We start from the raw sequence: 21,594 nt of genomic DNA, 5'->3' as shown, positions 1-21,594 counted from the left end.
TCATGGTGGCGTTCCTTCGCGGGAATCAGGTGACGTGAACAATCACCAGCCTGCCATGACCGCCCCCTCTCAGCGAATTTGCAGAACTCTCAGCACACTACCCGGAGTTGAACTTCTGCAACGATGTCTCGTGACAAGAATTGCTAGTGGTCGATGCTCGATTTGGATGCCGAATCCCAATCTTCTTGGGCGCCGTCATGCTCTCCGGTTCGCCCAAAGCTGGTCGGTACGGTCACCAGCGGAAAGTGGTCTATCGAATAATTCTCGAGAAGCGAAAATCCTTCAGCAATCATCACCTCGACATTCTGTCGGACCATGGTCACATCGAAGGGCAAATGCGCCGCGAATGGATCCCAGTCGAAGCTTCCGACAACAACCCGTCCAAGCTCACTTGAGGCTAGTGTCGAAGTGAACCGCAATGTTCCTTCAAGAGCGGTCACGCCGTTGACGAACATACCTGAGGGCAGATGCCCAAGCTGAGCGTATCGTGCAGCGAGAGACCGAGCAGCGTTGGTCGGTGCGTATCCGCAGCAGTCAATCGTGCCCGGGCCCGTAACAATCCCATGCGCTGCCAGCGCATCGTGAAAACCCAGCAAACGGCTACGTGTTGCGTCATCATCGCTGACCCCGCCAAAGAAGAAGAGATCTTCGGTGGAGCCCCCTCGTTCTTTCAATTTCTGAACAATGATCTCTGTGAGCGCCTTGGCGCCCCCGTAGTTGTCAGAAACAACTGAGGGAGCCCGGCGGCCTGGCAGATCGATGTTGATGCACCGGACGCCCGCTGCCCGGCACAGATCATTCAGCGGATCGGGGTCACGAACGCCCGCAAGGAAGAGAAATTCCACCTGCTGGGCCAGCAGGGTTTCCGTCACACTCAACTCGTTATCAGGATTGCGATGGGTGCTGACGACGATCGGGCACAAGCGGTGGACGCGGGATTCCGCTTCAAAGGCTTCGGCCAATCCGGCGAAGAAGCGATTGCGGTAATGTGGCAAGATCATTCCAGCGAGCCCGGATCGGGAAAGCCGCAATCCTCGTGCCTTGAGGTTGACAGCATAGCCAAGCCGCTCAGCCCAATCGAGGATGGTCGCTGCGGTTTCCGCCTTGATCCGGTGCTGTTGCCACGAGCCATTGAGGACGAGACTAACCGCTGTCGGGGACAACTTTGCCGCCACCGCGATGTCATAAATCGTTGACTTGCGTCGGACAGACTTTCTCGCCATTCGTGACGCTCCTACTAGCAGATGCAGTAGACGCTAGTGCGGGGTCAAGGCAACATCTCTAAATTGCGTCAAACGGTTTGGAGGAGCGACCCCACGGAAGGACGCGGCCTCTCGTGCCTCCGGTCCGGTCTCCCTGATTGTCTCGATCGTTGCAATGACAGCGCCAGGGAAATCGGCAGATTTGGGATTTTCCCTGAAGCTTCGTTCAGCGTCACTGGAGACACCAACCCCAGTGTTTCGGCTTTGGTCTCCCCGATGATCAATCACCTTGCAAAGGTCGACGAGAAGTTTCGATCAGTTTGGAGCCCACCGTTGGCGATGGTCGGGCGCACGCGTCACGATCGAGTCCTCCGTTTCAATAGCGGGAAGATGAAAGTTTTGGGTTTCTGAGTCTCTATCTGGCCCCAAAAGGGTGCTGCCGGATGCGCCTTCGTCTCCGGGCGTTGTTTGCGTACTTGGCCGAGGTGCCCTTGCTTGGCAAGTTCCTTCCGCGACAAGGGTCTGCTCGACAGCATTTTCGTCGCTATTGCCAATGCGGAGCCCCGGAGGATCAAAACCGGTTAGCAGCATGATGCCGACGGTTCAGAGCAAGCGACTCAGATTCCCGATTTGCTCAGAGTCTCCCGGCCTGTGGCTCTCCGTGCAGCGGGCCTTGAGCGTCTGGCTCGACCTTTTTGAAAGCTCGCCTCCAATCGCTGGACGAGTTTGGCGGCAAGGCTAGTCGTCTCCATCGGTGTTGTGATCGATGCCAGGGAGGCCGCCTGGACCATGGCGTGAACTCATTGCCGTATGCTGGCAGTGCAAGGCAATGAACTGACTGCACAACATGTAGGTGCATTCGTGGATCAAATTTCCAGATAGCCAAACAGCGCGCGTATCTCGATTAGGTGGCAAGGAGTTGCGAAAGCTATGTTCGCAGTTTGAGAATCGTCCGATATGCCGCACAACGATGCCGGCAAGACGAGCCGAGAATGATCTGACGCAATGTTCAGATCCAAGAAGGACGGTTACCTGTGGCCCAGAAAGGAATCACACTAAAGGACGTTGCCGCAGCGGCTAAGGTGTCGCGCGCCACGGCCGCCCGGGCGCTCAACAGCTATGGTTACGTTGGCGACGAGACGGCGCTCCGCGTGGTTGAGGCAGCCGAAAGGCTGGGCTATCGGGCCAACCTCGTCGCGCAGGCGCTGCGCAGCGGACAATTGCCGATCATAGGCTTCGTGCCCGGCGATATCCAGAATCCGTTCTTCGCCCGAATCGCGCACGACATAGAGGTGGAACTGCGCAAGCACCGCCACAATCTTCTGATTGCCAGCAGCGAGGAGAATGTAGAACAGGAGAAAGAACTGCTTGAGAGCCTTCGCTCGCTCAGCATTCGCGGCTTCATCCTTGCCCCAACGTCTGCAACCGACAGCCAGCATATTGTGCAACTGGCCCGCGAAGGCGCGCCGATCGTGCTCATCGACCGCGTGGTAAAGGACCTGCAATGCGACAGCGTCGTGGTCGACAACGAGGGCGGGGCACGCGAGGCAGTGGACTATCTGGTTGGCAACGGTCACCACCGGATCGGTCTTTTGCGCGACGAGTCACGCATCTTTACGGCACAGGAACGCTTGGCTGGCTACCAAAACTCGCTCCACTCGCATGGGATCGCAATCGATGAAGCGCTCATCGGCGTATCGCGCTCGACCGTCGAGCACGCCATCGAAGCCACGATCCGCCTGTTCAGCCGGCGCAATCGCCCGACCGCACTGTTCACGGTGGACAGCCTCATGACGCAAGGCGCGCTTCTTGGCCTGCGTTCAATGGGGCTCTCGATTCCGCATGATGTGTCGGTGGTTGGCTTCGATGACTTCAACCTCGCCACGTTCACCGATCCGCAGATAACGGTCGTGGCGCAACCCATCTCCGAGATCGGACCGCTCGCCGCCAGATACCTGCTGGAGCGGCTTGCCGGCAAAAAGGTTGCACCGCGCCGTACCCGATTTCAGACCCGCTTGATCGTACGCGGATCGGTTGCCCGGCGCGCTGTGCGCTAAAGAGCAAACCCCTCGATTTCGGAGAATTTCGTCTAAAGGACTTGCCATTGGCGAAATTGCGTGCCCATTATTGCTTGTGAGATCGATCTCACATCGGGAAGCGAGCTAGACGGCCCACCGACGCCTAAGGCGGGCTAGAGGCCTGTAACATGCGAAATACAAGGAAAACGTCATGCTGAACTTCGATAGGGACCGCTTCGTGAAGATCCAAAGCGGGGCCGTCGCCGTCGCAGGTGAGGTTCGCTCACTCATGCGCACACTGCTGGCAGATGGCGTCGAGCGGCTGTTTTTCATGGGCACCGGCGGCGTGCAGCTTCTAACCTTGCCCGCGATCGAGTTGGCGCAGCGCTGTTCCACCTTCCCGGTGAGCGGTGCCTATCCGGCGCAGGTCGTGATCGATCCGCCCGCCGGTCTCGACAGCAAGACCGTGGTGGTCATCCCGTCCTTGTCGGGCACGACCAAGGAAGGCGTCGAGCTCATGGCCTTTCTGAAAAAACGTGGTGTGCGCACGATTTCGCTCACCGGCCATTCGGATACGCCAATCGCACGGGAGGCTGACCACAATTTCACGAACTTCGCCGAAGACGACACCTCGTCGGAATCCTTCTACATGCAGACGCTGCTGATCGTCCTGGCCCTGCTGGAAGAGCGCGGCGAATATGATGATTTTGATGGCACTGTCGCCGAACTCAAACTGCTGCCGGATCTGCTTGCCGACGCCAAGGCTGCCTTTGAGGACAGGGCGGCCGAACTGGCCCAGACAATCAAGGACGATACCTATCACATCTTCACCGGCGCCGGCTCGGTGTGGCCGGAGGCACACTATTACGGCATGTGCATCCTCGAAGAGATGCAGTGGATTCGCACCCGCCCGGTGCACGCAGCCGACTTCTTCCACGGTACGCTCGAGTTGGTCGAGCCGGGCGTCAGCGTTTTCGTGTTCAAGGGCGAAGATGCCCTTCGGCCCCTGGCCGACCGGGTCGAGAACTTCGCCAAGCGCTACACGGACCGCGTTCGCACGCTGGACGCGGCCTTGGTCAAGTTGCCGGGCATCTCCGCAAAGGTCCGCGGCATGATCTCGCCGGTTCTGCTCGCCACCTTGCTCGAGCGGCTGAGCGCCCATCTCGAGGTGCTGCGCAACCACCCGCTGACCACCCGTCGCTACTACAAACGCGTGGAATATTGATCCCCTCTCACCTCTGAAGGAGCTATCCATGAAACGTTCGCTGCAAATCGTGGCGGTCACGGTGGCCGCGGTATCATCATTGGGGTTGTCGATAAGCGGCAGTTCCGCCGCTTCGCCGGCTGTCACGGCCGACCCCAACGCCAAGGTGGAATACACCGGCACGCTTTCGGTCCTGACCAAGTTCGGGCTGCAACAGCTGTCGCCCTATTTCGTCAACCTGGCACAGGCCTATGAGAAGCTCCATCCGGATGTGAAGGTCGAACTTATCCAGGAGAGCGACGACAGCGTGAAGGGCAAGACCAAGACGCTGGTCGCTTCCAACTCGCTGCCCGATATCTATTTCTCCTGGACAGGCAGCTGGGGTGGCAATTTCGTGCGCGGCAATCGCGCCGTTGATCTCACGCCCGTCATTGCTGCCGATACCGAGTGGGGCAAGTCGCTGTCTCAAGCCGCCGTCAAGGCGTTCCAATACAACGGCAAGTTCTATGGCATACCGCTTTACCAGGATGCCAAGTTCATGGGCTACAACAAGCAGATCTTCGCCAAGCTCAGCCTCAAGGCACCCGCCACTTTCGAGGACTTGCTGACCAGCTGCGACGCCATCCGCAAATCCGGCGTGACACCGATCTCCTTCGGCAACAAGGAGGCTTGGCCGGCGATCCACTTTGCAGGCCAGCTGCTCGCCTACAACGTGCCGCAGGCAACGCTGGAACGCGACTTCGATCCGGCCACCGCCCAATACAGCGATCCAGGCTATGTCGCAGCACTCAAGCAGTTCAGCCAGCTTGTCGAGCGCTGCACCGATGGCGCCGGCGTCAACGGCACATCCTATGCCTCGGCTCTCCAGGCCTTCACCAACGCCCAGTCGGCCATGTACTACCAGGAAATCATCGAGTTCGATCAGGCCGCCACGCCGGAGTCGGCGTTAAAGCCCGCCGATTTCGGATTCTTCCGGCTGCCGGTGCCCGCCGGCGCCAAGGGTGACGCCAGGTCGATCGAGGGCGCGCCGGAGGGCTACATGATCAATGCGGCATCGAAGAACATCCCGCTGGCGATCGATTTCATGAAGTTCGTGACCTCGAAGGAAAATGCGCAGGTCTTGTCTGCGCCACCCTATGGCCAGCCGAGCGCCACCATCGGCGGCGCCTCGGAATCGAACATGAGCGCGGCTGTGGTCGATGGCCTCAAGGATATCAACGCCGCCTCATACCTCATGCCCTGGCTGGATACGGCCAACCCACCGCGCGTCGCCGCCGTCTGGCTGTCCAGCCTGCAGGCGCTGGCGGGCGGCTCGATGACGCCCGAGCAAGTGATGGACGAGGTGCGCAAAGCCGCATCCGCGGCCAAATAAAGCAGGCGAGCATGGCAAGGGCCTCGGACACAGTGGACAGCGGCGCCGACATCGGCGTCGCCAGGCCGCAACGGCCAAAGAGCCGGCGGGCCTGCTTCGCCAACCTGTTGTCGTTGCGATGGGCGGCGATCGCGCTCATCCTCATCGGCTGGTTCGTCTATTATCCGATCGTCGACAATTTCACCGTCAGCACCACCGACCAGGACATCTACACCGGCGAGGTCACCAATGTCGGCCTCGCCAACTACGACCGGCTGCAGCACGACCCGGTCGTGCTGCTGGCGCTGTGGAACAACTGCCTCTACGCTCTCATCTCCGTCATCTTCCAGGTCTTCGGCGCGTTCCTGCTGGCGGCCATTATCGAGGACCTGAAAAGCGAAAGCTGGCGCCGGCTGTGGCGCGCCGTCTATTTCGTGCCGTCGGCAATCTCGATCACAGTGACCGGCCTGCTGTTTTATTTCATCTACCAGCCGCAGATCGGCTTGCTGGATGCCGCGCTCAGCCGTGTTGGACTGAGCCAGCTCGTCATGCCTTGGCTCGGCAATGAGCACACCGCCATCTATGCCATCATCGCCATGAGCCAATGGCAGGGTTTTGGCTATTCGACGCTGCTGTTCGCCATTGCCATCCAGAAGATCCCGCGCGACCTCTACGATGCCGCAACGATCGACGGCGCGGGTCCGCTTCGCCGCCTGTGGAGCATCACCTTTCCGCTCACCCGGGAAATGACGGGGTTGATGATCATCGTCACCATCACGGGCGCGTTCCAGGTGTTCAACGAGGTTATGGTGATGACCGCAGGCGGGCCCAACAACAGCAGCCAGGTGCTGGGCACGTGGCTCTACCAGAAGGCCTTCATCGAGGACAATTTCGGCTATGGCGCGGCGATCGCCGCCGTCATCTTCATGTTGACCATGCTCACAGGTGCGGCACAGCTCTGGTACACCAAGCGCCGCCGGGTGCAGCTATGAGTGCGATGGTCGCAGCCGGTCGCAGCCGGAACGTGAATGTGTGGTCGGTCATCGCCAGGACATTGCTCTATTCGTTCCTGGTCTGCCTTGGTGTCGTCGTAATCTATCCGCTGATCTGGATGGCGCTGAGCGGCTTCAAGGACAATGCGCAGATCTTCGGCGATCCCTTCGCCCTGCCCACCCATTGGTCGTGGAACAATTACATGCAGGCATGGAACCAGGGCGTGCGTGGCTACGTGACAGTCTCGGTGCTGGTGACCGTCGCTTCGGCCATATGCACCGTCCTGATCAGCGCCTGGACGGCCTTCGGCCTGACCCGCACGAAGATGCCGGCAAAGCCGCTGGTTATCGCCATCGTTCTGGGCGGCTTGATGCTGAGCCCCACAGTGGCGATCATTCCACTGGTGAAGATGTTGCAGGCGCTCGGTCTCTACAACACCTACTGGGCGCTGATCATTCTCTACACGGCGTTCCGGGTGCCGTTCACCACCTTCCTCATCCGCGCCTACATGCTGGATCTGCCTGAAGACATCGACGAGGCGGCGACGATGGATGGCGCCAGCGAGGGTCAGATCTTCTGGCGCATTACCTTGCCGCTGTGCCGGCCGATAATCATCTCCTGCGTCATCCTGCACGTCCTGTTCGCCTGGAACGAATATCTCTTCGCCATGATCTTCACGAGCGGCTCGGATGTGCAGACGCTGCCGGTCGGACTGACGTCGATCATGGCAACGCACGGGACCAACTATGCCGTGGTGTTCGCGGCCATGACGATCTCGGCGCTGCCTATCGTGATCGTGTTCTTTGCCGCGCAACGCTACTTCATCCGTGGCTTGGCCGAAGGCATCGGCAAATAACAATTCCCGAAAGGAGCCTTCATGCCGCAGCTCGCTGCTCATCAGCTGATCGGAGCCAATTTCAGCTTCCAGCACTTCCCCTTGGATGAGGTCGCCAGGACGATCCGAGGCTTTGGCCTGCGCGAGATCGAGCTGTGGGGGATTGCCCAGCATCTGGACCTGTTCCACGCCACGGACGCGCGTGTCGAATCCGTTCGCCGGATACTCGCCGACAACGAGCTGTCGGCCTGGTGCTTTACGCCTGAGCAGGTGTTGTATCCAATCAACATTGCCTCCGGCGACGCCGCACTGCGCCAGGACAGCATCGAGCGGTTTTGCCGTGCAGCCGACATCTGCGCGGCGCTTGGCGCCCGCTGTCTCTTCCTGACGCCCGGCCGGGGCTACGAGAGCCAATCCCGGCAACCGGCATGGGACCGCGCGGTCGACGCGATCGGCGAGATCGCCCGGCATGCCGCCGCAAACGAGGTGCGCTGCCTGCTCGAGCCGTTGCAGCGGTTCGAGAGCAACCTCGTCAATGATGCGGCAGGCCTGCGCCAAATGCTGGACGAGGTGGGCGCTGAAAACATCGACGTCGTGCTGGACACTGTCGCCATGGCCACGGCCGGCGACACCGTGGCCGGCTATGTCGACCTGTTCGGCTCGCGGCTGGCGCATGTCCATCTGGTCGACGGCACGCCAGGCGGGCATCTGGTGTGGGGGGATGGCACGCTGCCGCTCGGCCACTATGTCAGCGAGCTCGCGCGCCTGGGCTATGCCGGAAAGTTCACCTTCGAGCCGTTCGGCAACGGCTCCTACGCGCTCGATCCGGTAAAAGCCTGGACACGCTGCCTTGGCGCCATCGCGCCATACCTCAATTGCGCAACGGTGCCGGCATGAGGTCGAAGAAGCTTATCGCGGTCGGGGACAATTGCCTTGATGCCTATTTGACCAACAACTTGATGACGGTGGGCGGCAACGCCTTGAATGTCGCGGCGCAATGGCGGCGCAACGGCTGGTCCGCGCGCTATTTCGGCGCCGTCGGGAACGATCCCGAAGGCGACGTGGTGCTTGCCGAGCTGGCAGGTGCCGGCCTATCCCCCGACGACGTCGAACGGCGTCCCGGCGATACGGCCGTCACCTTGCTGCGCGATGAATCCGGCGACCGGAAGTTCCTGCACGAATCCTTCGGTGTGGGCGAAAACTTCATGCCGCTGCCCGCGCATTATGCGGTCATCGCCGCGGCCGACTGGGTGCATCTCGGCACCAACGCCAACAAGCACCTTGTCCAACGATTGGTGGCGGACCATGTGCCGTTCAGCATCGATCTATCGACCGCCCATATGGCGCTGCCGCTCGATGGTGTCCCGCTTTTGTTTGCGTCCGGACCGGACGATGTCGATGTTCCCATCGAGCCATCGCTGGGCGCGCTCAGGGCGGCCGGCGCAAGGCAGGTAGTTTTGACCTGTGGTCGACGCGGCTCCTACTTCGACGATGGCACGAATGTCGTGCATGCGCCGGCGACGCTTGTCGATGTCGTGGATACGTGTGGCGCCGGCGACAGTTTCATTGCCACTTTCCTCGCCGGCTTCCATTTCGGCGGCCTCGGCGCCCTGGAGGCATTGCACAGGGCGTCGATCGCGGCGGCGCAGACCTGCACCCATCTTGGCGGGTTTCCCCAGAGAGCGCGTCCGATACCCGATTGGCTGCCAGCCAAATATGCCAGCTTCATTGTCGATGCGCAGGGAGCCCAAGCGTGAGTACAATTCGTTTGCGGCAGCCTGCGGTCGCGCTTGCATCTGACCGGTCGTTTTGGCTGCAGGACATTGCCGCCGCCCCCGCAACCGAGCCATTGCGAGGCGACGAGCGCGCCGACGTGGTGATCGTCGGTGGCGGCTATACCGGTCTGTGGACGGCGCTGCGGATCCTTGAGCTGGCGCCGCAAACGCGGGTGGTGATCCTTGAAGCCGATCTGTGCGGATCGGGGGCCTCGGGGCGCAACGGCGGTCAGGTCCATTCATGGTTCGCCGAAATCGACCAGATCAGTGCGGTCGTCGGTCTCGAGGAAGCGCGCCTGCTGTGCGCCGACACGGTGGCATCGATCGCGGAGCTGAAGACCCTGCAGCAAAACGGCACCATAGACATGGACCTGAGGCTGGATGGATGGCTGTGGACCGCAAGCTCCATTGCGCAGGAAGGCGCCTGGGAGACCGCCGTGGCCTTGACGGCAGCTGTTGGAGAAAACCGTTTCAGGCCGCTGACGGCCGAGGACATTCAACGCCGCACCGGTTCATCGGCCTCCTATGTCGGCGTCGTCGAGACCACTGCCGGCACGGTCCATCCCGCCAAACTTGCCATCGGATTGCGCAAGCTGGCACTGACACGCGGCGTCATCATCCACGAGCGCAGCCCGGTCCTCGCCATCGAACCGGGCATGACATGCACGGTGCGCACGGCGCATGGCGCGGTACGGGCTGACAAAATCGTGCTTGCCGCCAACGGCTGGCTTTCGGCGCTGCCGGAACTGCGACGGCATCTTTATGTCGTCGGCAGCGAGGTGATTGCCACTGCCGCCGTCCCCGAACTGCTCGACAGCATCGGCTGGCGCGACGGTGCCTCGATATGCGATTCCCAGGCCCAGGTGCTCTACTACCAGCGCACCATCGGGGGCAGGGTGGTCTTCGGTCGTGGCAGCGGCAACGTCGCCTTCAGTGGAAATTTGGGCGCCAGCTTCAACCGCAGCCCGGAGCACGGCCGCGACAATATGCGAGAGCTGCATCGGGTCTACCCCTCGCTGCGCGGTGTGGCGATCGAATATGACTGGTCGGGGCCGATCGACTGCGTGCCTGAACACGTTCCTGTCTTCGACCACCTGCGCGATCATCCCAATATCTTCTACGGCATGGGATTCAACGGCACCGGCATCGCGCAGACGCCGATAGCCGGACGCATTCTGGCGAGCCTGGTGCTCGAGCGAAAGGATCGCTGGAGCGAAAGCGGTCTGGTCGGCATCAAGCGGCGCATGTCGCTGCCGCCCGAGCCTTTGCGTTATCTCGGCGCCAGACTTGTCCGCGCGGCGGTGGGCCGCAAGAACGAGGCCGAGATCCGCAACCGCAAGGCGGGCAGGATCACCAATCTTGTGGCGGCCCTGAAGCCAGGCAGGCGCAAGAATTAGCCGGGCATCTGGCTCATCGTCACGCTCTTCAAACCATGAGCCGGCACGTGCCGTCCCGATGACGGTGGACGCGGCATTGCGATCAGGGTGTTTGCTGGGCTTCATTGACGTACATTCTTAAAGCGGAGTGCGTCGACCTTGTTCTAACGTATTCATGTGGGCCGTACCGCCGTCACGCCTATGCTTGGCGCACTTGCGGCTTTCCATTTGAGGGCGGGCCAACGGATCCGCGTGCAATGATGGCGGTCGGCAAAACGAGCCTTTCCGCCGGGCGGGAATCTCCCTTCAATCGTCGGATGAGCAATTCCGCGACGCTCTTGCCAAGCGCGTAGACGGGCTGGTCGATAACGGTGATGGGCGGCGTGGTGACGCTCGTCCAGTCCGCATCATGGAAAGTGATGAGCGAAATGTCGTCGGGAACCCGCAGGCCGCGCTCGCGGGTCACCTTGAAGATCTCCAGCGCAATGACGCTGTCGGAGGCGAGGATCGCCGTCGGCCGATCCGGCGCCGACAGCATCTCGCCGGCAACCCTGCGCGTTTCGGTGGGGCTTGTCGCGCCAAGGCGAACATAGCGTTCTGGCCGATCAAGTCCGGCCTCTCGGCACACGGTGAGGAAACCGTCGATGCGCTCACGGACCGACGAGGTGTAGATCTGCCCGAGATCCCGGTACTCGTGCCCTTCGGCGTCGACCGCGGTTACATAGGCGATGTTGCGGTGGCCGGCATCCGCTAGAAAGCGGGTCGCCAGCATGGCGATGCCGCGATCGTCGGTCGTGACCGTATCGACATCCAGATCTGCCAGCGCCCTATCCAGCAGGGCAAGCGGTCGGCCCGAGCGGTGGATATCGCGCAGGTGCGCGATGTCGCGCGATTCCGACGGCGTGACGATCAGCCCGTCGACGCGCTTGCCGATGAGCAGTTTCACGGCCGCCTTTTCCGCCTCGATCTTCTCGCCGGAATTGGCCAGGATGACGTTGAACCCGGCTGCCTTTGCCGCGTCGCTGATGCCGCGTACCGCGAGGCTGAAGAACGGGTTCTCGATGTCGCCGACAACCACGCCGATGATGCCGGAGCGGCCGGTCGTCATGCTGCGGGCGAGCTCGTTCGCACGATAGTCCAAGGCCTTGGCCGCGGCCATGACTTCCGCGCGGATCATTTCGCTGACGACGCCGTATCCGCCGAGCACGCGCGCGGCTGTCGCTTTCGAAACATTGGCCGCGCGGGCGACGTCGCTGACCGTTATCGACGGGGTCTTGGGGGCGGTTCTTTTCATCGGATGACGACTACAAGAGTTGTTGACGGGAGGTCAACGTGGCGATAACGATTAACAAAGAGACCGGTCTCACGCAATATGAGACCGGTCTCTTTAAAAGGAGTGGAGCCGAGAGGCGTGACGGACCGTGATTTCGGCAAGGGCATGTCGGCGCGCCAGATGGCGGCTCGACGGAAATACCAACAAGAACAGACCTTCAGAGTGGAGAAAGACATGAGCAGGAAAGAAATTCTCAAGTCGTTGATGTGCCCGGTCAGAACCGGCGCAATGGCTCTTATGGCGATGTGCGTCGGCGCCGGGCTGGTTTCAGGAGCGGCCGCCGCGGATGACAATCCCTATGGCCTCATTGATGCGAAGGTCATCAGCGTCGGAACCATGGGCGATGCCAAACCCTACGCTTTCACCCAGGCCGATGGGTCGTTCACCGGCTTCGACATCGAATTGTTCCGCAACGTCGCGAGCCGCCTTGGCTTCAAGCCCGACCAGGTGATCTTCACCGGCCAGGAATTCTCGGCGCTGATGCCTTCGGTTGCAAACGAGCGTTTCGATGTCGCGGTCGCGGCAATCGGCACGACGGAAGCACGCAAGAAGACCGTCGACTTTTCCGACGGGTATATCGCAGGCTATCTGTCCGTGCTTACTGCCGACAAGGCGATCACGTCGGCGGACGGGCTCAAGGGCAAACGTCTCGGCGTCGTGCAAGGCACGCTCCAGGAAATCTACGCGGCGAAGAATTTTGTCGGAACCGATCTCGTCAAATTCCCCGACAACAACTCCGCCGTTTCGGCGCTTAACAACGGAACCGTGGATGCCCACTTCCTCGATTACGAGGCTGCCAAGGACTATGGCGTTCGCTATCCGAACCTGAAGATCGCGGTCAATATTCCTTCCTTTGACGCGCCGGCCGGCTTCGTCCTGCGCAAGGGCAACGACAAGCTCCGCAATGCGCTGAACACCGCCCTTCACGCGGCCATGCAGGACGGCACCTGGAAAACGCTTTATGAAAAGTGGTTCCCCGGCTCGCCGATGCCCGACCAGTATCTTCCCAAGAAGTAGACCGTACCCGGCCGCTGGCTCTCATGCCGGCGGCCGGATTACGCCGCCGTCCTTGATGCGGACGATGTGAATAGCGCAACCGAAAGGGGGGCGAATGAACTGGCTCGAAAACCTGCGGCGCAGTTTCCTCGACTGGCAGGCCATGGCGGACGTGCTGCCCAGCATGATCACCATCGGATTGAAGAACACGTTGATCCTCGCCGCCGCGTCGACGGTGCTGGGTGTCATCCTCGGCATGATCCTGGCGGTCATGGGCATCTCGCAATCGCGCTGGCTGCGCATTCCGGCGCGGGTCTACACGGATATATTCCGTGGGCTGCCGGCGATCGTCACCATCCTGCTGATAGGCCAGGGCTTTGCCCGCATCGGCCGTGAAATCTTCGGCCCTTCGCCCTTTCCGCTCGGCATTCTTGCGCTGAGCCTGATCGCCGGCGCCTATATCGGCGAAATCTTCCGCTCGGGCATCCAGAGCGTCGAGCGCGGGCAGATGGAGGCCTGCAGGGCGCTCAGCATGAGCTACGGCCAAGGGATGCGCCTGATCGTGATACCGCAAGGCATCCGCCGCGTCTTGCCGGCCCTCGTCAACCAGTTCATCGGCAACGTCAAGGATTCAAGCCTTGTCTACTTCCTCGGTCTGCTCGCCTCGGAGCGCGAGATCTTCCGTGTCGGTCAGGACCAGGCAGTGGTCACCGGAAACCTCTCGCCATTGCTTCTGGCCGGCGTGTTCTATCTCATCATCACCGTGCCGTTGACCCATGTGGTCAACTATATCGACAACTCGCTGCGGGTCGGAAAGCAAAAGGCCGGCCTCGTCGTCAGCGGCCTGGCCGAAGTGAGCGAACTGGAGGGCGCCACCGGCAGTGCACCTTCGGAGGCCGGCTCTGATGCCCGCTCAGCGCTGCCCCGCTTCAAGGGCGGCAGTCTCGCCATCACCGATCTCGACATGGCCTATGGCGACCTCGATGTTCTCAAAGGCGTCAGCCTGGCGGTCAAGCCTGGCACGGTCACATGCGTGATCGGCCCATCAGGTTCGGGCAAGTCGACCCTGCTGCGCTGCCTCAACCGCCTGGTCGAGCCCAAGGGCGGTGAGGTGTTGCTCGATGGTGCGAGCATCCTGGCGATGAAGCCTGAAAAACTGCGCCGGCGTGTCGGCATGGTTTTCCAGCAGTTCAATCTGTTTCCCGACCACACCGCGCTCGAAAACGTCATGCTGTCGCTGACCAAGGTAAAGGGGCTCCCTGTACAGGAAGCTGAGCGCATCGCCGAGGCGCGCCTTGCCGACGTCGGGCTTGCGACCCGCAAACACCATCGTCCAGGGAGCCTTTCCGGTGGCCAGCAGCAGCGTGTGGCAATCGCTCGTGCATTGGCGATGGACCCGGAGGTCATCTTGTTCGATGAGGTAACGAGCGCACTCGATCCAGAACTGGTGAAGGGTGTGCTCAACCTCATGGCGGATCTCGGCCAGCGCGGCATGACAATGGTCGTGGTGACGCATGAAATGGGCTTCGCCCGCAAGGTCGCCGATCAGGTCGTCTTCATGGATGAAGGCCGCATCATCGAGGCCGGCACGCCTGCCGCGATTTTCGACACGCCGAAAAGCCCGCGTCTGAAGCACTTCCTTGCCGAAGTGCTTTGATCACGCATGAGCCCTTCAAGACGGCCGCCCAAACCAACCTCCACCAGTGAAAGATATCTCATGGCTGCATCACATCAGGTTTCCAAGGTCGTTGTTGTCGGCGGCGGCATTTTTGGCGTCTCCTCGGCTGTTCATCTTGCAAGGCTCGGCATCGAGACCGTGCTGGTCAATGATGGACCGCTCGCCAAGGGAGCTTCCGGCCGCTCGCTCGCCTGGATCAATTCGGCGCGCAGGCGCTCGGCTGAATATCATCGCCTGCGCATGATCGGTATCGACCGCTACCGCAGTTTGTCGGCGCGATGCCCGGATGCCGCCTGGCTGCGTTTCGACGGTGGCCTGACGTGGGATGCGGACGATGCCTCAAACGAGATCGCCGATGTCTTCGCTCACGAAAAACGTCTCGGCTATGATGCGCAGCATCTGTCCGCGGACACCATAAGGTTGGTCACGCCGGGTGTCTGCGCAAGCGCTGTCACGCCTCAAGGCGCGATCTTCAACGCGGGTGAGGGCTGGGTCGACCTGCCGTCGCTGATCGAAATATTGATCGCGGAATTCGTGGAGCGGGGCGGCCAGGTGGTCACCGAGGCCGGAAGCGCTACCGTCACCGTCGCCAACGGCCGCGCCACCGGCGTCACCACCACCAGCGGGATCAGCTTCGCCGCCAACGCGGTGCTTCTGGCGACCGGTGCGGATGTGCCGCGAATGGTTGCCGTGGCCGGTCAGCGTATTGCCGATGGGACACCAATCGCGCTGCTGGTCAGGACCAAGCCAGTCGACTTGCCTCTACGCGCCGTGCTCAACACGCCGCGCGTCGCCATCCGGCCGACGCCTGATGGCGCCCTGGCGCTCGATTCTGCCTGGTCGGAAAAAGAGGTGGTAGTCAATCCGGACGGGACTTATCGCGTAAAAGCATCGACCATCCAGGGGCTTCTCGACGAAGCGTCGAATGTTCTCGACGGTCATCCGAAATTGGAATTGGAGAGCTACGGTGTCGGGCCCAAGCCGATCCCCGGAGACGGCGAGCCGGTCTTCGGCCAGTTGCGGGAGATCGAGGGGTATTACGTCGCCTTCAGCCACAGCGGCGCAACACTTGGCTTGATTGCCGGCGAACTGCTTGCAACCGAGATCGCCACCGGAACAGAGCACCCACTCCTTGCAAGCTTTCGACCGTCTCGATTTTCACTTTAGCCTGCCAATTCGCCTCGGAATGGGATGTAATGTGGCATGCTTGGAGTTTCGCTAGCCGAGACGGCGGCCGCCTGGCCGCTTACGCGCACCTGACAAGCGAATATGTTCCGGAACATTTTCTCCACGTTGAAGTTGGACAGCGCCAGGACCGTCGTTCGTCCAAGCTCAACCAGCGCTGAGAAATTCCATGACCAACCAACACCCCAAGACTAAACAGCCCACGGACAAGGATCTGCGAGACAACCCGGGAATCGGCACCTCGAAGGGCGCGGTCAAGGGCGGCGATATGCTCGACGAGAACGATGCTCTCGATGGGGACAATACGTTCGAAGGCGATGTCCAGAACGATGTGACGCCTCAGGGCGGCATCAACCCTGACCAGACCGGACGCACGAACAAGTAGGAGGCACCTTGCCATGGCCGGCCGGAAGACCCACGAGCAGCAGCTGCGCATCATCGAAAAGCGCGAGAACACCAGCAATGCCGGCGACGATTTCAATGCCGAGGATGAGCTGAAGAGAACCAAGCAGGAGCGCGAGGCGCGGCAAGGCGGCGCCAATCTGCGCGACGAGGGCGTGGAGTTGACCGACAAGGACGATCGCCAGATGATCCGCGGCGAAAACCAGGAGAGCGAGCACCACAAGCGCAGGCAGGACGACTAAGCCTGTCGTCTTTAAGGCTATCGAGGAGCCATGCCAGACTACCGGCACGCCAGGCACCGCATGGTCGAGGCGCACATCGCCCGCCGCGGTGTGCGCGACGAACGAGTCCTTTCGCCACTGAGGCGGAATCCCGCGCGAGAAATCGTCGACGAGGGGTGCGAGGAGTTCGCCTATGGGGACGGTCCGGGCGGCGTTGCGCTCTGGCTATAGGGACCTGCGAAGACGCGACCTGAACATCGGCCAGCTCTGCCGCGAGAGCTTTTGGCGATCAGACAGCCTCGGCCACTACATGCACTCCTCGGCCTCGCAGCAGTTCGATGCCTTCGTCTGTTCGATCGCACCTCGCCTGTTCAGCCGCTGACTGCCGAACAGCGCCTCATCGGGTGGTACTGAGACCTTTGCCTTCGGCACCTGAATGCGGCCTTGCCTTCGGGCACGGAACATCTCACCGACTTTCTGGTTAGGCAGGCCGGATGAAGGGAGCTTTGCGCATGGCCACTAATTTGGAAGACGGCAAGACCGCTCAATCTTCCGACGACTTGCATGGCGGCAATCGCGGCGGCGACAAGGACCAGCGTAAGACTGACAAGACCGCGAACAAGAGCAGCCAGGCGGCGGGATCCGCATCGCGGTAGGACCGAGACATGCCGACCGCCGCGGACATCCTCATCGAGACGCTGATCGACTGGAACGTCGATATCATCTTTGGCCTGCCGGGCGACGGCATCAACGGCATCATGGAGGCGCTGCGCAGGCGGCAGGACCGTATCCGCTTCATTCAGGTGCGGCACGAGGAATCCGCGGCGTTCATGGCGTGCGCCTACTCAAAATGGACAGGCAAGCTCGGTGTCTGCCTCGCAACTTCCGGCCCTGGCGGCACACACCTCCTGACGGGACTCTACGATGCCAAGCTCGACCAAGCGCCGGTGCTCGCCATTACCGGCATGCAGTTCCACGACCTCATCGAGACCTTCACCCAGCAGGATGTCGACTTGACGCGCGTCTTCAGCGATGTCGCCGTCTTCAACGCGCAGGTCTCCGACGCGGCGCATATGGAAAGCCTGGCCGGTCTCGCCTGCAGGTCGGCGCTGGCACGTCGCGGCGTTGCGCATCTGTCGATCGCTAGCGATGTGCAGGAGCACACGCTCGACCAGGCCAAGCGCTCGAAGCGCAACAAACCGTCGCATACGCCGGATCGTTGGTTCGAAGGAAGCAGGCTTCCCGACGAAGAACAACTTGCGAAAGCCGCCGAGATCCTGAACGGCGCGACGAAGGTCGCGATCCTCGCCGGTCGGGGCGCGCTTGGTGCCAGGCACGAGTTGGAAGAGACGGCGGAGCTGCTTGGTGCCCCCGTCGCAAAGGCCTTGCTCGGTAAGGCTGCCTTGCCCGACGATCACCCGCTGACGACTGGCGGCATCGGAATTCTCGGCACGCTGCCGTCGCAGGAAATCATGGAGGAATGTGACGCGCTGCTCGTCGTCGGCTCGACCTTTCCCTACATCGAATACTACCCGAAGCCGGGACAGGCGCGCGGGGTGCAGATCGAGCGCGACCCGCAGCGCATCGGCCTGCGCTATCCCGTTGAGGCCGGCCTTGCCGGCGATGCCGCCGTGACGCTGCGATTGCTGAACAAGCGCCTGAAGCGCAAGGATGATCGCAGCTTCCTCGAGAAGGCGCAGGCGGGCATGCGACGCTGGCGCGAGATGATGGCGCAGTCGGAGCAAAAGGCCGCCACTTCGCTCAAGCCCCAGGTGGTTACACGCGCATTTGGGAAACGATTGCCCGATGAGGCGATCCTGGTTGCCGATTCCGGCCAGAACACCGAGATGGCGGCCCGCCATATCGAGCTGCGTGACGGGCAGGCCTTCGGCGTCTCGGGCGCGCTGGCCTCGATGGCATGCGGACTGCCCTACGCGATCGCCGCGGGCCTGGCCTTTCCCGGCCGGCCGGTCTTCGCGGTCGTCGGCGACGGCGGTCTCGCGATGCAGCTCGGAGAGTTCTCGACGGCAGTTCGGTACCGGGTCCCACTCAAGGTGCTCGTGCTCAAGAACGGCATGCTCAATCAGATCGCCTGGGAGCAGATGATGTTCCTCGGTAACCCGCAATTCGCCTGCGAACTCCAGCCCATCGACTTCGCCATGGCCGCCGAAGCCATGGGCGGCATCGGCTACAGCGTCTCTCGCGCCGAGGAGGTGGAAGGTGTTCTCGACGCTGCCCTGGCTGCTGAGGGTCCGGTGGTCATCGAGGCCGTGGTCGACCCGTACGAACCGATGATGCCACCGAAGATGCCACCGGATTATGCGAGAAATTTCCGCAAGGCGCTACCGGATACCCCCGGACGCGCGGAAATCGAGGCGAATGTGGCGCAAGAGCCGCTTAGGTCGATGATTACCGCCGGCGAGAAAGACTGACCACACGCAAGAAGGAGCACGAGTTGAACAAGACCGACAGCGGCACCGCAAATCGCGGTTCGCCGGACCTCATGGGCGGCGACCAAGCGTGCAAGGCCGAGGAATGGGGCGGTGGCTCGAAAGCCGCCAAGGGACCAATCACGGAACCGGATCGACACAACCGCAACTCCAGCCAAAAAAGGAGCTGACATGCAGGATGCCAAGCAGAAATATCCTCAGCCGCCGCTTCCCGAACAGCAGCAGGACATGCCCGGCTACACCGACGAGATGGATCCACGGCCCGACCACGGAGAGGAGAGCTATCGCGGCAGCGGTAAGCTGACGGACCGCGTCGCGCTGATCACCGGCGCGGACTCGGGCATCGGCCGGGCGGTGGCTATCGCGTTTGCACGCGAAGGCGCCGACGTCATCATCTCCTACCTTGAAGAGGACGAAGATGCGCAGGAGACGGCGCGCTTGGTCGAGGAAGCGGGGCGCAAGGCGGTGCTCGCACGCGGCGACATCTCGGACGAAATCTTCGCGCGGTCGCTTGTGCAGCGAGCTATCGATGAATGCGGGCGCCTGGACATCCTCGTCAACAATGCAGCCCACCAGGCGTCGTTCGAGAAGCTGGAGGACATCAGCGCGGAGGAATGGGATCTCACCTTTCGCACCAATGTCTATGCGATGTTCTATCTGTCCCAGGAAGCAGTGAAGCACATGGAACCCGGCTCGACCATCATCAACACATCCTCGATCAACGCGACCAGTCCCTCGCCGGCACTGCTTGCCTACGCCACTACCAAAGGAGCGATCGCCAACTTCACCGCCGGACTTGCAGGACTGGTAGCTGAACGCGGCATTCGGGTAAACGCGGTCGCTCCCGGGCCGATTTGGACGCCGCTGATCCCGTCGACAATGCCCTCTGAGAAGGTCAAGGAGTTCGGGAAGAACACACCGCTCAAGCGTCCCGGGCAACCGGCAGAGCTTGCAGCGACCTATGTGCTGCTTGCCTCGGAAGGATCGAGCTACACCACCGGCGCACTCTACGAGGTCACCGGTGGACGGCCGATGCTTTGAGCGAGCGTACCTGCCAGCTCCACGGCGCCCACTCCCGGTAGCACACCGACATGTGGCGAGGCTCATGCGCGATCAGGATCGCGGACAACCGCCACGTCCGCAAACTGGCCGAGGCGGATGCCGAAGCCTCCCACCAGACCCTGAACCGGAGGTTGGTAGACGGGAAGCTGACTTCACTCCGGGTTCAACCGGAGCGTCAGCTTTCGGGGAGGGGCAAACGCTGGGTGAATGTCCCCGATAGGCGCATTGCAGCCATGCCGCCGTCGCGTTGTGAGACTGATATGGCGACCAGCAAAACAGCAGCCTCTACGACTCGTCCCTCTCATCGCGCAAATTAGACACAACGCGGCGGTTCTGCGACCTGCAGGCGGAGTCGGGGCAGTCGCGGACCAGCCTGTCCTTGCCGTAGCCCTTGGCCCACATGCGGTTCCGGTCTATGCCGCCGGCGGCGAGGTAGTCCATCACCGCATCGGCGCGCTGCTGTGACAGCGCCGTTTCGCTTGCGCCGGGATCGTCGGCGAAACCCTGCAGCTTGAGCAGCCAGCGCGGATGCTTTGTCAACCAGGCGATCTGGGTGTCGAGGGTGGCCTTGGCGACAGAATCGAGCGCGGCCGAACCTTTCGTGAAGTAGGTGCGGCGGCCGACATTGAGGATAAAATCCTCCTCGCTGCCCGGCTGCACGTTCTGGAAGCCGGCAATCTCGGCGTTGGTGACGTCGGGCGTCGACGGGGCCAGCGTGTTGCTGGTCGAGCAGGATGTGGCAGCCACAACCAGCAGGCCGGCGGCGAGCAGCCGGCGCGTGTTTTCAATCATGCGGTTCATGATGCGCCAATCATTCGACAGTGGTGGAAGCGGGCGCCTGGTCGGCGATGTGCGGCAGGACCTCCACCGCGGTGCCGATCGGGCACCGCTGGTAGAGGTCGATGATGTCTTCGGGGAACATGCGGATGCAGCCGCTGGAAGCGTCGGTGCCGATGCTCCATGGCTCCAGCGTGCCATGCAGGCGGTAGCCGATGTCGGCGCCGTCGCGGTACAGATAGAGCGCGCGCGGCCCGAGCGGATTGTTGGACGCGCCGCCTGCGATCATGGGCGGTAAGTCCGGTTTGCGCTCACGCATTTCGGGGGGCGGGACCCACTGCGGCCACAGCGCGCGGCGATCGATCGTCGCGCGGCCGTACCATTTGAAGCCTTCCTTGCCGACGCCGACGCCGTAGCGGATGGCAGTCTTGTTTTCCATGATGAGGTAGAGGAAGTGATGGCGGGTATCGACCACGACGGTGCCGACCGGCTCGCTGCTGAAATACTTGACGATCTGGCGATGCCATCTCTTGTCGATCTTGGCGAAGTTGGTCTTGCGATAGACGAAATCGTTATCGCTGGCGGTACCGGCGAAAAAGGATTTTGCCCCCGCGGCTTGAACAATATTGCCGGTTCCACCGACCGCGACCAGCGCCAGACCGCCGAGCACGACACCCCTGCGTGATAAAACCATCGGCAATCCCCCATGCCTTAAGCCTGGCGAACTATAGTTGAG

22 protein-coding genes are annotated in these 21,594 nt (G+C 61.8%); 18 read left to right on the top strand and 4 right to left on the bottom strand.

Going from position 1 to position 21,594, the window contains the following annotated elements; all coding sequences use genetic code 11:
* Window positions 1-143: 143 nt before the first annotated feature.
* The gene (locus tag NKJ57_RS18075) at window positions 144-1,223 is read right to left on the bottom strand and encodes a LacI family DNA-binding transcriptional regulator (protein ID WP_023667744.1); all 1,080 of its coding nucleotides are present in this window, start codon (window positions 1,221-1,223) and stop codon (window positions 144-146) included.
* Window positions 1,224-2,236: 1,013 nt separating this feature from the next.
* Here NKJ57_RS18075 and NKJ57_RS18070 point away from each other — a divergent pair.
* The 8 genes from NKJ57_RS18070 (at window position 2,237) to NKJ57_RS18035 (ending at window position 10,775) form a co-directional block, all read left to right on the top strand.
* On the top strand, window positions 2,237-3,259 hold the full coding sequence (locus NKJ57_RS18070; protein WP_023686868.1) for a LacI family DNA-binding transcriptional regulator: 1,023 nt from the start codon (window positions 2,237-2,239) through the stop codon (window positions 3,257-3,259).
* A 172-nt stretch (window positions 3,260-3,431) separates the two neighbouring features.
* On the top strand, window positions 3,432-4,445 hold the full coding sequence (locus NKJ57_RS18065; protein ID WP_352511408.1) for an SIS domain-containing protein: 1,014 nt from the start codon (window positions 3,432-3,434) through the stop codon (window positions 4,443-4,445).
* Window positions 4,446-4,473: 28 nt separating this feature from the next.
* A complete protein-coding gene (locus NKJ57_RS18060; protein ID WP_352511409.1) occupies window positions 4,474-5,796 on the top strand; it encodes an ABC transporter substrate-binding protein in 1,323 nt (440 codons plus the stop codon).
* Window positions 5,797-5,807: 11 nt separating this feature from the next.
* Window positions 5,808-6,767: a carbohydrate ABC transporter permease gene (locus tag NKJ57_RS18055; RefSeq protein WP_352511411.1), complete on the top strand. Its 960-nt coding sequence runs from the start codon at window positions 5,808-5,810 to the stop codon at window positions 6,765-6,767.
* Complete coding sequence (locus tag NKJ57_RS18050; RefSeq protein ID WP_352511413.1) at window positions 6,764-7,624, top strand: carbohydrate ABC transporter permease; 861 nt, start codon at window positions 6,764-6,766, stop codon at window positions 7,622-7,624. The genes NKJ57_RS18055 and NKJ57_RS18050 overlap by 4 nt, the downstream gene beginning before the upstream one ends.
* A gap of 21 nt (window positions 7,625-7,645) precedes the next feature.
* The gene (locus NKJ57_RS18045; RefSeq protein ID WP_023815130.1) at window positions 7,646-8,500 is read left to right on the top strand and encodes a sugar phosphate isomerase/epimerase family protein; all 855 of its coding nucleotides are present in this window, start codon (window positions 7,646-7,648) and stop codon (window positions 8,498-8,500) included.
* Window positions 8,497-9,360, top strand: a complete 864-nt coding sequence (locus NKJ57_RS18040; RefSeq protein WP_352511414.1) for a PfkB family carbohydrate kinase — start codon at window positions 8,497-8,499, stop codon at window positions 9,358-9,360. Before NKJ57_RS18045 ends, NKJ57_RS18040 begins: the two co-directional genes overlap by 4 nt.
* On the top strand, window positions 9,357-10,775 hold the full coding sequence (locus NKJ57_RS18035) for an NAD(P)/FAD-dependent oxidoreductase (RefSeq protein WP_352573740.1): 1,419 nt from the start codon (window positions 9,357-9,359) through the stop codon (window positions 10,773-10,775). The genes NKJ57_RS18040 and NKJ57_RS18035 overlap by 4 nt, the downstream gene beginning before the upstream one ends.
* Before the next feature lie 178 nt (window positions 10,776-10,953).
* On the opposite strand, the gene NKJ57_RS18030 is transcribed toward NKJ57_RS18035, so the two are convergent.
* Window positions 10,954-12,048 (bottom strand): LacI family DNA-binding transcriptional regulator, encoded by a 1,095-nt coding sequence (locus NKJ57_RS18030; RefSeq protein WP_023682773.1) that lies wholly within the window; start codon window positions 12,046-12,048, stop codon window positions 10,954-10,956.
* 213 nt (window positions 12,049-12,261) lie between these two features.
* On the opposite strand from NKJ57_RS18030, the gene NKJ57_RS18025 reads away from it, so the two are divergent.
* The 10 genes from NKJ57_RS18025 to NKJ57_RS17980 all read left to right on the top strand — a co-directional run bounded on the left by NKJ57_RS18025 (window position 12,262) and on the right by NKJ57_RS17980 (window position 20,060).
* Entirely contained in the window at window positions 12,262-13,104 is an 843-nt protein-coding gene (locus NKJ57_RS18025) for an ABC transporter substrate-binding protein (RefSeq protein WP_023692311.1), read from the top strand.
* 94 nt (window positions 13,105-13,198) lie between these two features.
* Entirely contained in the window at window positions 13,199-14,740 is a 1,542-nt protein-coding gene (locus NKJ57_RS18020) for an amino acid ABC transporter permease/ATP-binding protein (RefSeq protein WP_352511416.1), read from the top strand.
* Between the two features lie 60 nt (window positions 14,741-14,800).
* Window positions 14,801-15,928, top strand: a complete 1,128-nt coding sequence (locus tag NKJ57_RS18015) for an NAD(P)/FAD-dependent oxidoreductase (protein ID WP_352511417.1) — start codon at window positions 14,801-14,803, stop codon at window positions 15,926-15,928.
* Window positions 15,929-16,115: 187 nt separating this feature from the next.
* Window positions 16,116-16,331 (top strand): hypothetical protein, encoded by a 216-nt coding sequence (locus NKJ57_RS18010; RefSeq protein WP_023732308.1) that lies wholly within the window; start codon window positions 16,116-16,118, stop codon window positions 16,329-16,331.
* Between the two features lie 13 nt (window positions 16,332-16,344).
* The gene (locus NKJ57_RS18005) at window positions 16,345-16,590 is read left to right on the top strand and encodes a hypothetical protein (protein WP_023699894.1); all 246 of its coding nucleotides are present in this window, start codon (window positions 16,345-16,347) and stop codon (window positions 16,588-16,590) included.
* A 172-nt stretch (window positions 16,591-16,762) separates the two neighbouring features.
* Complete coding sequence (locus NKJ57_RS18000; protein ID WP_023740524.1) at window positions 16,763-16,951, top strand: hypothetical protein; 189 nt, start codon at window positions 16,763-16,765, stop codon at window positions 16,949-16,951.
* Window positions 16,952-17,081: 130 nt separating this feature from the next.
* Window positions 17,082-17,225 (top strand): hypothetical protein, encoded by a 144-nt coding sequence (locus tag NKJ57_RS17995; RefSeq protein ID WP_023738314.1) that lies wholly within the window; start codon window positions 17,082-17,084, stop codon window positions 17,223-17,225.
* Between the two features lie 9 nt (window positions 17,226-17,234).
* On the top strand, window positions 17,235-19,001 hold the full coding sequence (locus NKJ57_RS17990; protein ID WP_023740525.1) for a thiamine pyrophosphate-dependent enzyme: 1,767 nt from the start codon (window positions 17,235-17,237) through the stop codon (window positions 18,999-19,001).
* 23 nt (window positions 19,002-19,024) lie between these two features.
* Window positions 19,025-19,189 (top strand): hypothetical protein, encoded by a 165-nt coding sequence (locus NKJ57_RS17985; RefSeq protein ID WP_023815135.1) that lies wholly within the window; start codon window positions 19,025-19,027, stop codon window positions 19,187-19,189.
* 1 nt (window position 19,190) lies between these two features.
* Complete coding sequence (locus tag NKJ57_RS17980; protein ID WP_352511418.1) at window positions 19,191-20,060, top strand: SDR family oxidoreductase; 870 nt, start codon at window positions 19,191-19,193, stop codon at window positions 20,058-20,060.
* 306 nt (window positions 20,061-20,366) lie between these two features.
* Here NKJ57_RS17980 and NKJ57_RS17975 read toward each other — a convergent pair whose 3' ends face one another.
* Together NKJ57_RS17975 and NKJ57_RS17970 are read right to left on the bottom strand one after the other, a co-directional pair.
* Complete coding sequence (locus NKJ57_RS17975; protein ID WP_352511420.1) at window positions 20,367-20,882, bottom strand: OmpA family protein; 516 nt, start codon at window positions 20,880-20,882, stop codon at window positions 20,367-20,369.
* Window positions 20,883-20,892: 10 nt separating this feature from the next.
* Complete coding sequence (locus NKJ57_RS17970; protein WP_023748784.1) at window positions 20,893-21,552, bottom strand: L,D-transpeptidase; 660 nt, start codon at window positions 21,550-21,552, stop codon at window positions 20,893-20,895.
* Between the last annotated feature and the right edge of the window lie 42 nt (window positions 21,553-21,594).

This window comes from Mesorhizobium sp. M0077 (assembly GCF_040322955.1).
In the GTDB taxonomy this organism is placed as follows: domain Bacteria; phylum Pseudomonadota; class Alphaproteobacteria; order Rhizobiales; family Rhizobiaceae; genus Mesorhizobium.
This window is presented reverse-complemented; position numbering and strand designations above follow the sequence as displayed.

Excerpts from the sequence above, each read along its gene's own strand:
- NKJ57_RS18045 (WP_023815130.1), top strand. The coding sequence starts at position 7,646 with ATGCCGCAGCTCGCTGCTCATCAGCTGATCGGAGCCAATTTCAGCTTC.
- NKJ57_RS18000 (WP_023740524.1), top strand. The coding sequence starts at position 16,763 with ATGGGGACGGTCCGGGCGGCGTTGCGCTCTGGCTATAGGGACCTGCGA.
- NKJ57_RS18055 (WP_352511411.1), top strand. The coding sequence starts at position 5,808 with ATGGCAAGGGCCTCGGACACAGTGGACAGCGGCGCCGACATCGGCGTC.
- NKJ57_RS18025 (WP_023692311.1), top strand. The coding sequence starts at position 12,262 with ATGAGCAGGAAAGAAATTCTCAAGTCGTTGATGTGCCCGGTCAGAACC.
- NKJ57_RS18005 (WP_023699894.1), top strand. The coding sequence starts at position 16,345 with ATGGCCGGCCGGAAGACCCACGAGCAGCAGCTGCGCATCATCGAAAAG.
- NKJ57_RS18015 (WP_352511417.1), top strand. The coding sequence starts at position 14,801 with ATGGCTGCATCACATCAGGTTTCCAAGGTCGTTGTTGTCGGCGGCGGC.
- NKJ57_RS18020 (WP_352511416.1), top strand. The coding sequence starts at position 13,199 with ATGAACTGGCTCGAAAACCTGCGGCGCAGTTTCCTCGACTGGCAGGCC.
- NKJ57_RS17975 (WP_352511420.1), bottom strand. The coding sequence starts at position 20,882 with ATGAACCGCATGATTGAAAACACGCGCCGGCTGCTCGCCGCCGGCCTG.
- NKJ57_RS17980 (WP_352511418.1), top strand. The coding sequence starts at position 19,191 with ATGCAGGATGCCAAGCAGAAATATCCTCAGCCGCCGCTTCCCGAACAG.
- NKJ57_RS18065 (WP_352511408.1), top strand. The coding sequence starts at position 3,432 with ATGCTGAACTTCGATAGGGACCGCTTCGTGAAGATCCAAAGCGGGGCC.
- NKJ57_RS18050 (WP_352511413.1), top strand. The coding sequence starts at position 6,764 with ATGAGTGCGATGGTCGCAGCCGGTCGCAGCCGGAACGTGAATGTGTGG.
- NKJ57_RS18040 (WP_352511414.1), top strand. The coding sequence starts at position 8,497 with ATGAGGTCGAAGAAGCTTATCGCGGTCGGGGACAATTGCCTTGATGCC.
- NKJ57_RS17990 (WP_023740525.1), top strand. The coding sequence starts at position 17,235 with ATGCCGACCGCCGCGGACATCCTCATCGAGACGCTGATCGACTGGAAC.
- NKJ57_RS17970 (WP_023748784.1), bottom strand. The coding sequence starts at position 21,552 with ATGGTTTTATCACGCAGGGGTGTCGTGCTCGGCGGTCTGGCGCTGGTC.
- NKJ57_RS18075 (WP_023667744.1), bottom strand. The coding sequence starts at position 1,223 with ATGGCGAGAAAGTCTGTCCGACGCAAGTCAACGATTTATGACATCGCG.
- NKJ57_RS18030 (WP_023682773.1), bottom strand. The coding sequence starts at position 12,048 with ATGAAAAGAACCGCCCCCAAGACCCCGTCGATAACGGTCAGCGACGTC.
- NKJ57_RS18060 (WP_352511409.1), top strand. The coding sequence starts at position 4,474 with ATGAAACGTTCGCTGCAAATCGTGGCGGTCACGGTGGCCGCGGTATCA.
- NKJ57_RS18010 (WP_023732308.1), top strand. The coding sequence starts at position 16,116 with ATGACCAACCAACACCCCAAGACTAAACAGCCCACGGACAAGGATCTG.
- NKJ57_RS17995 (WP_023738314.1), top strand. The coding sequence starts at position 17,082 with ATGGCCACTAATTTGGAAGACGGCAAGACCGCTCAATCTTCCGACGAC.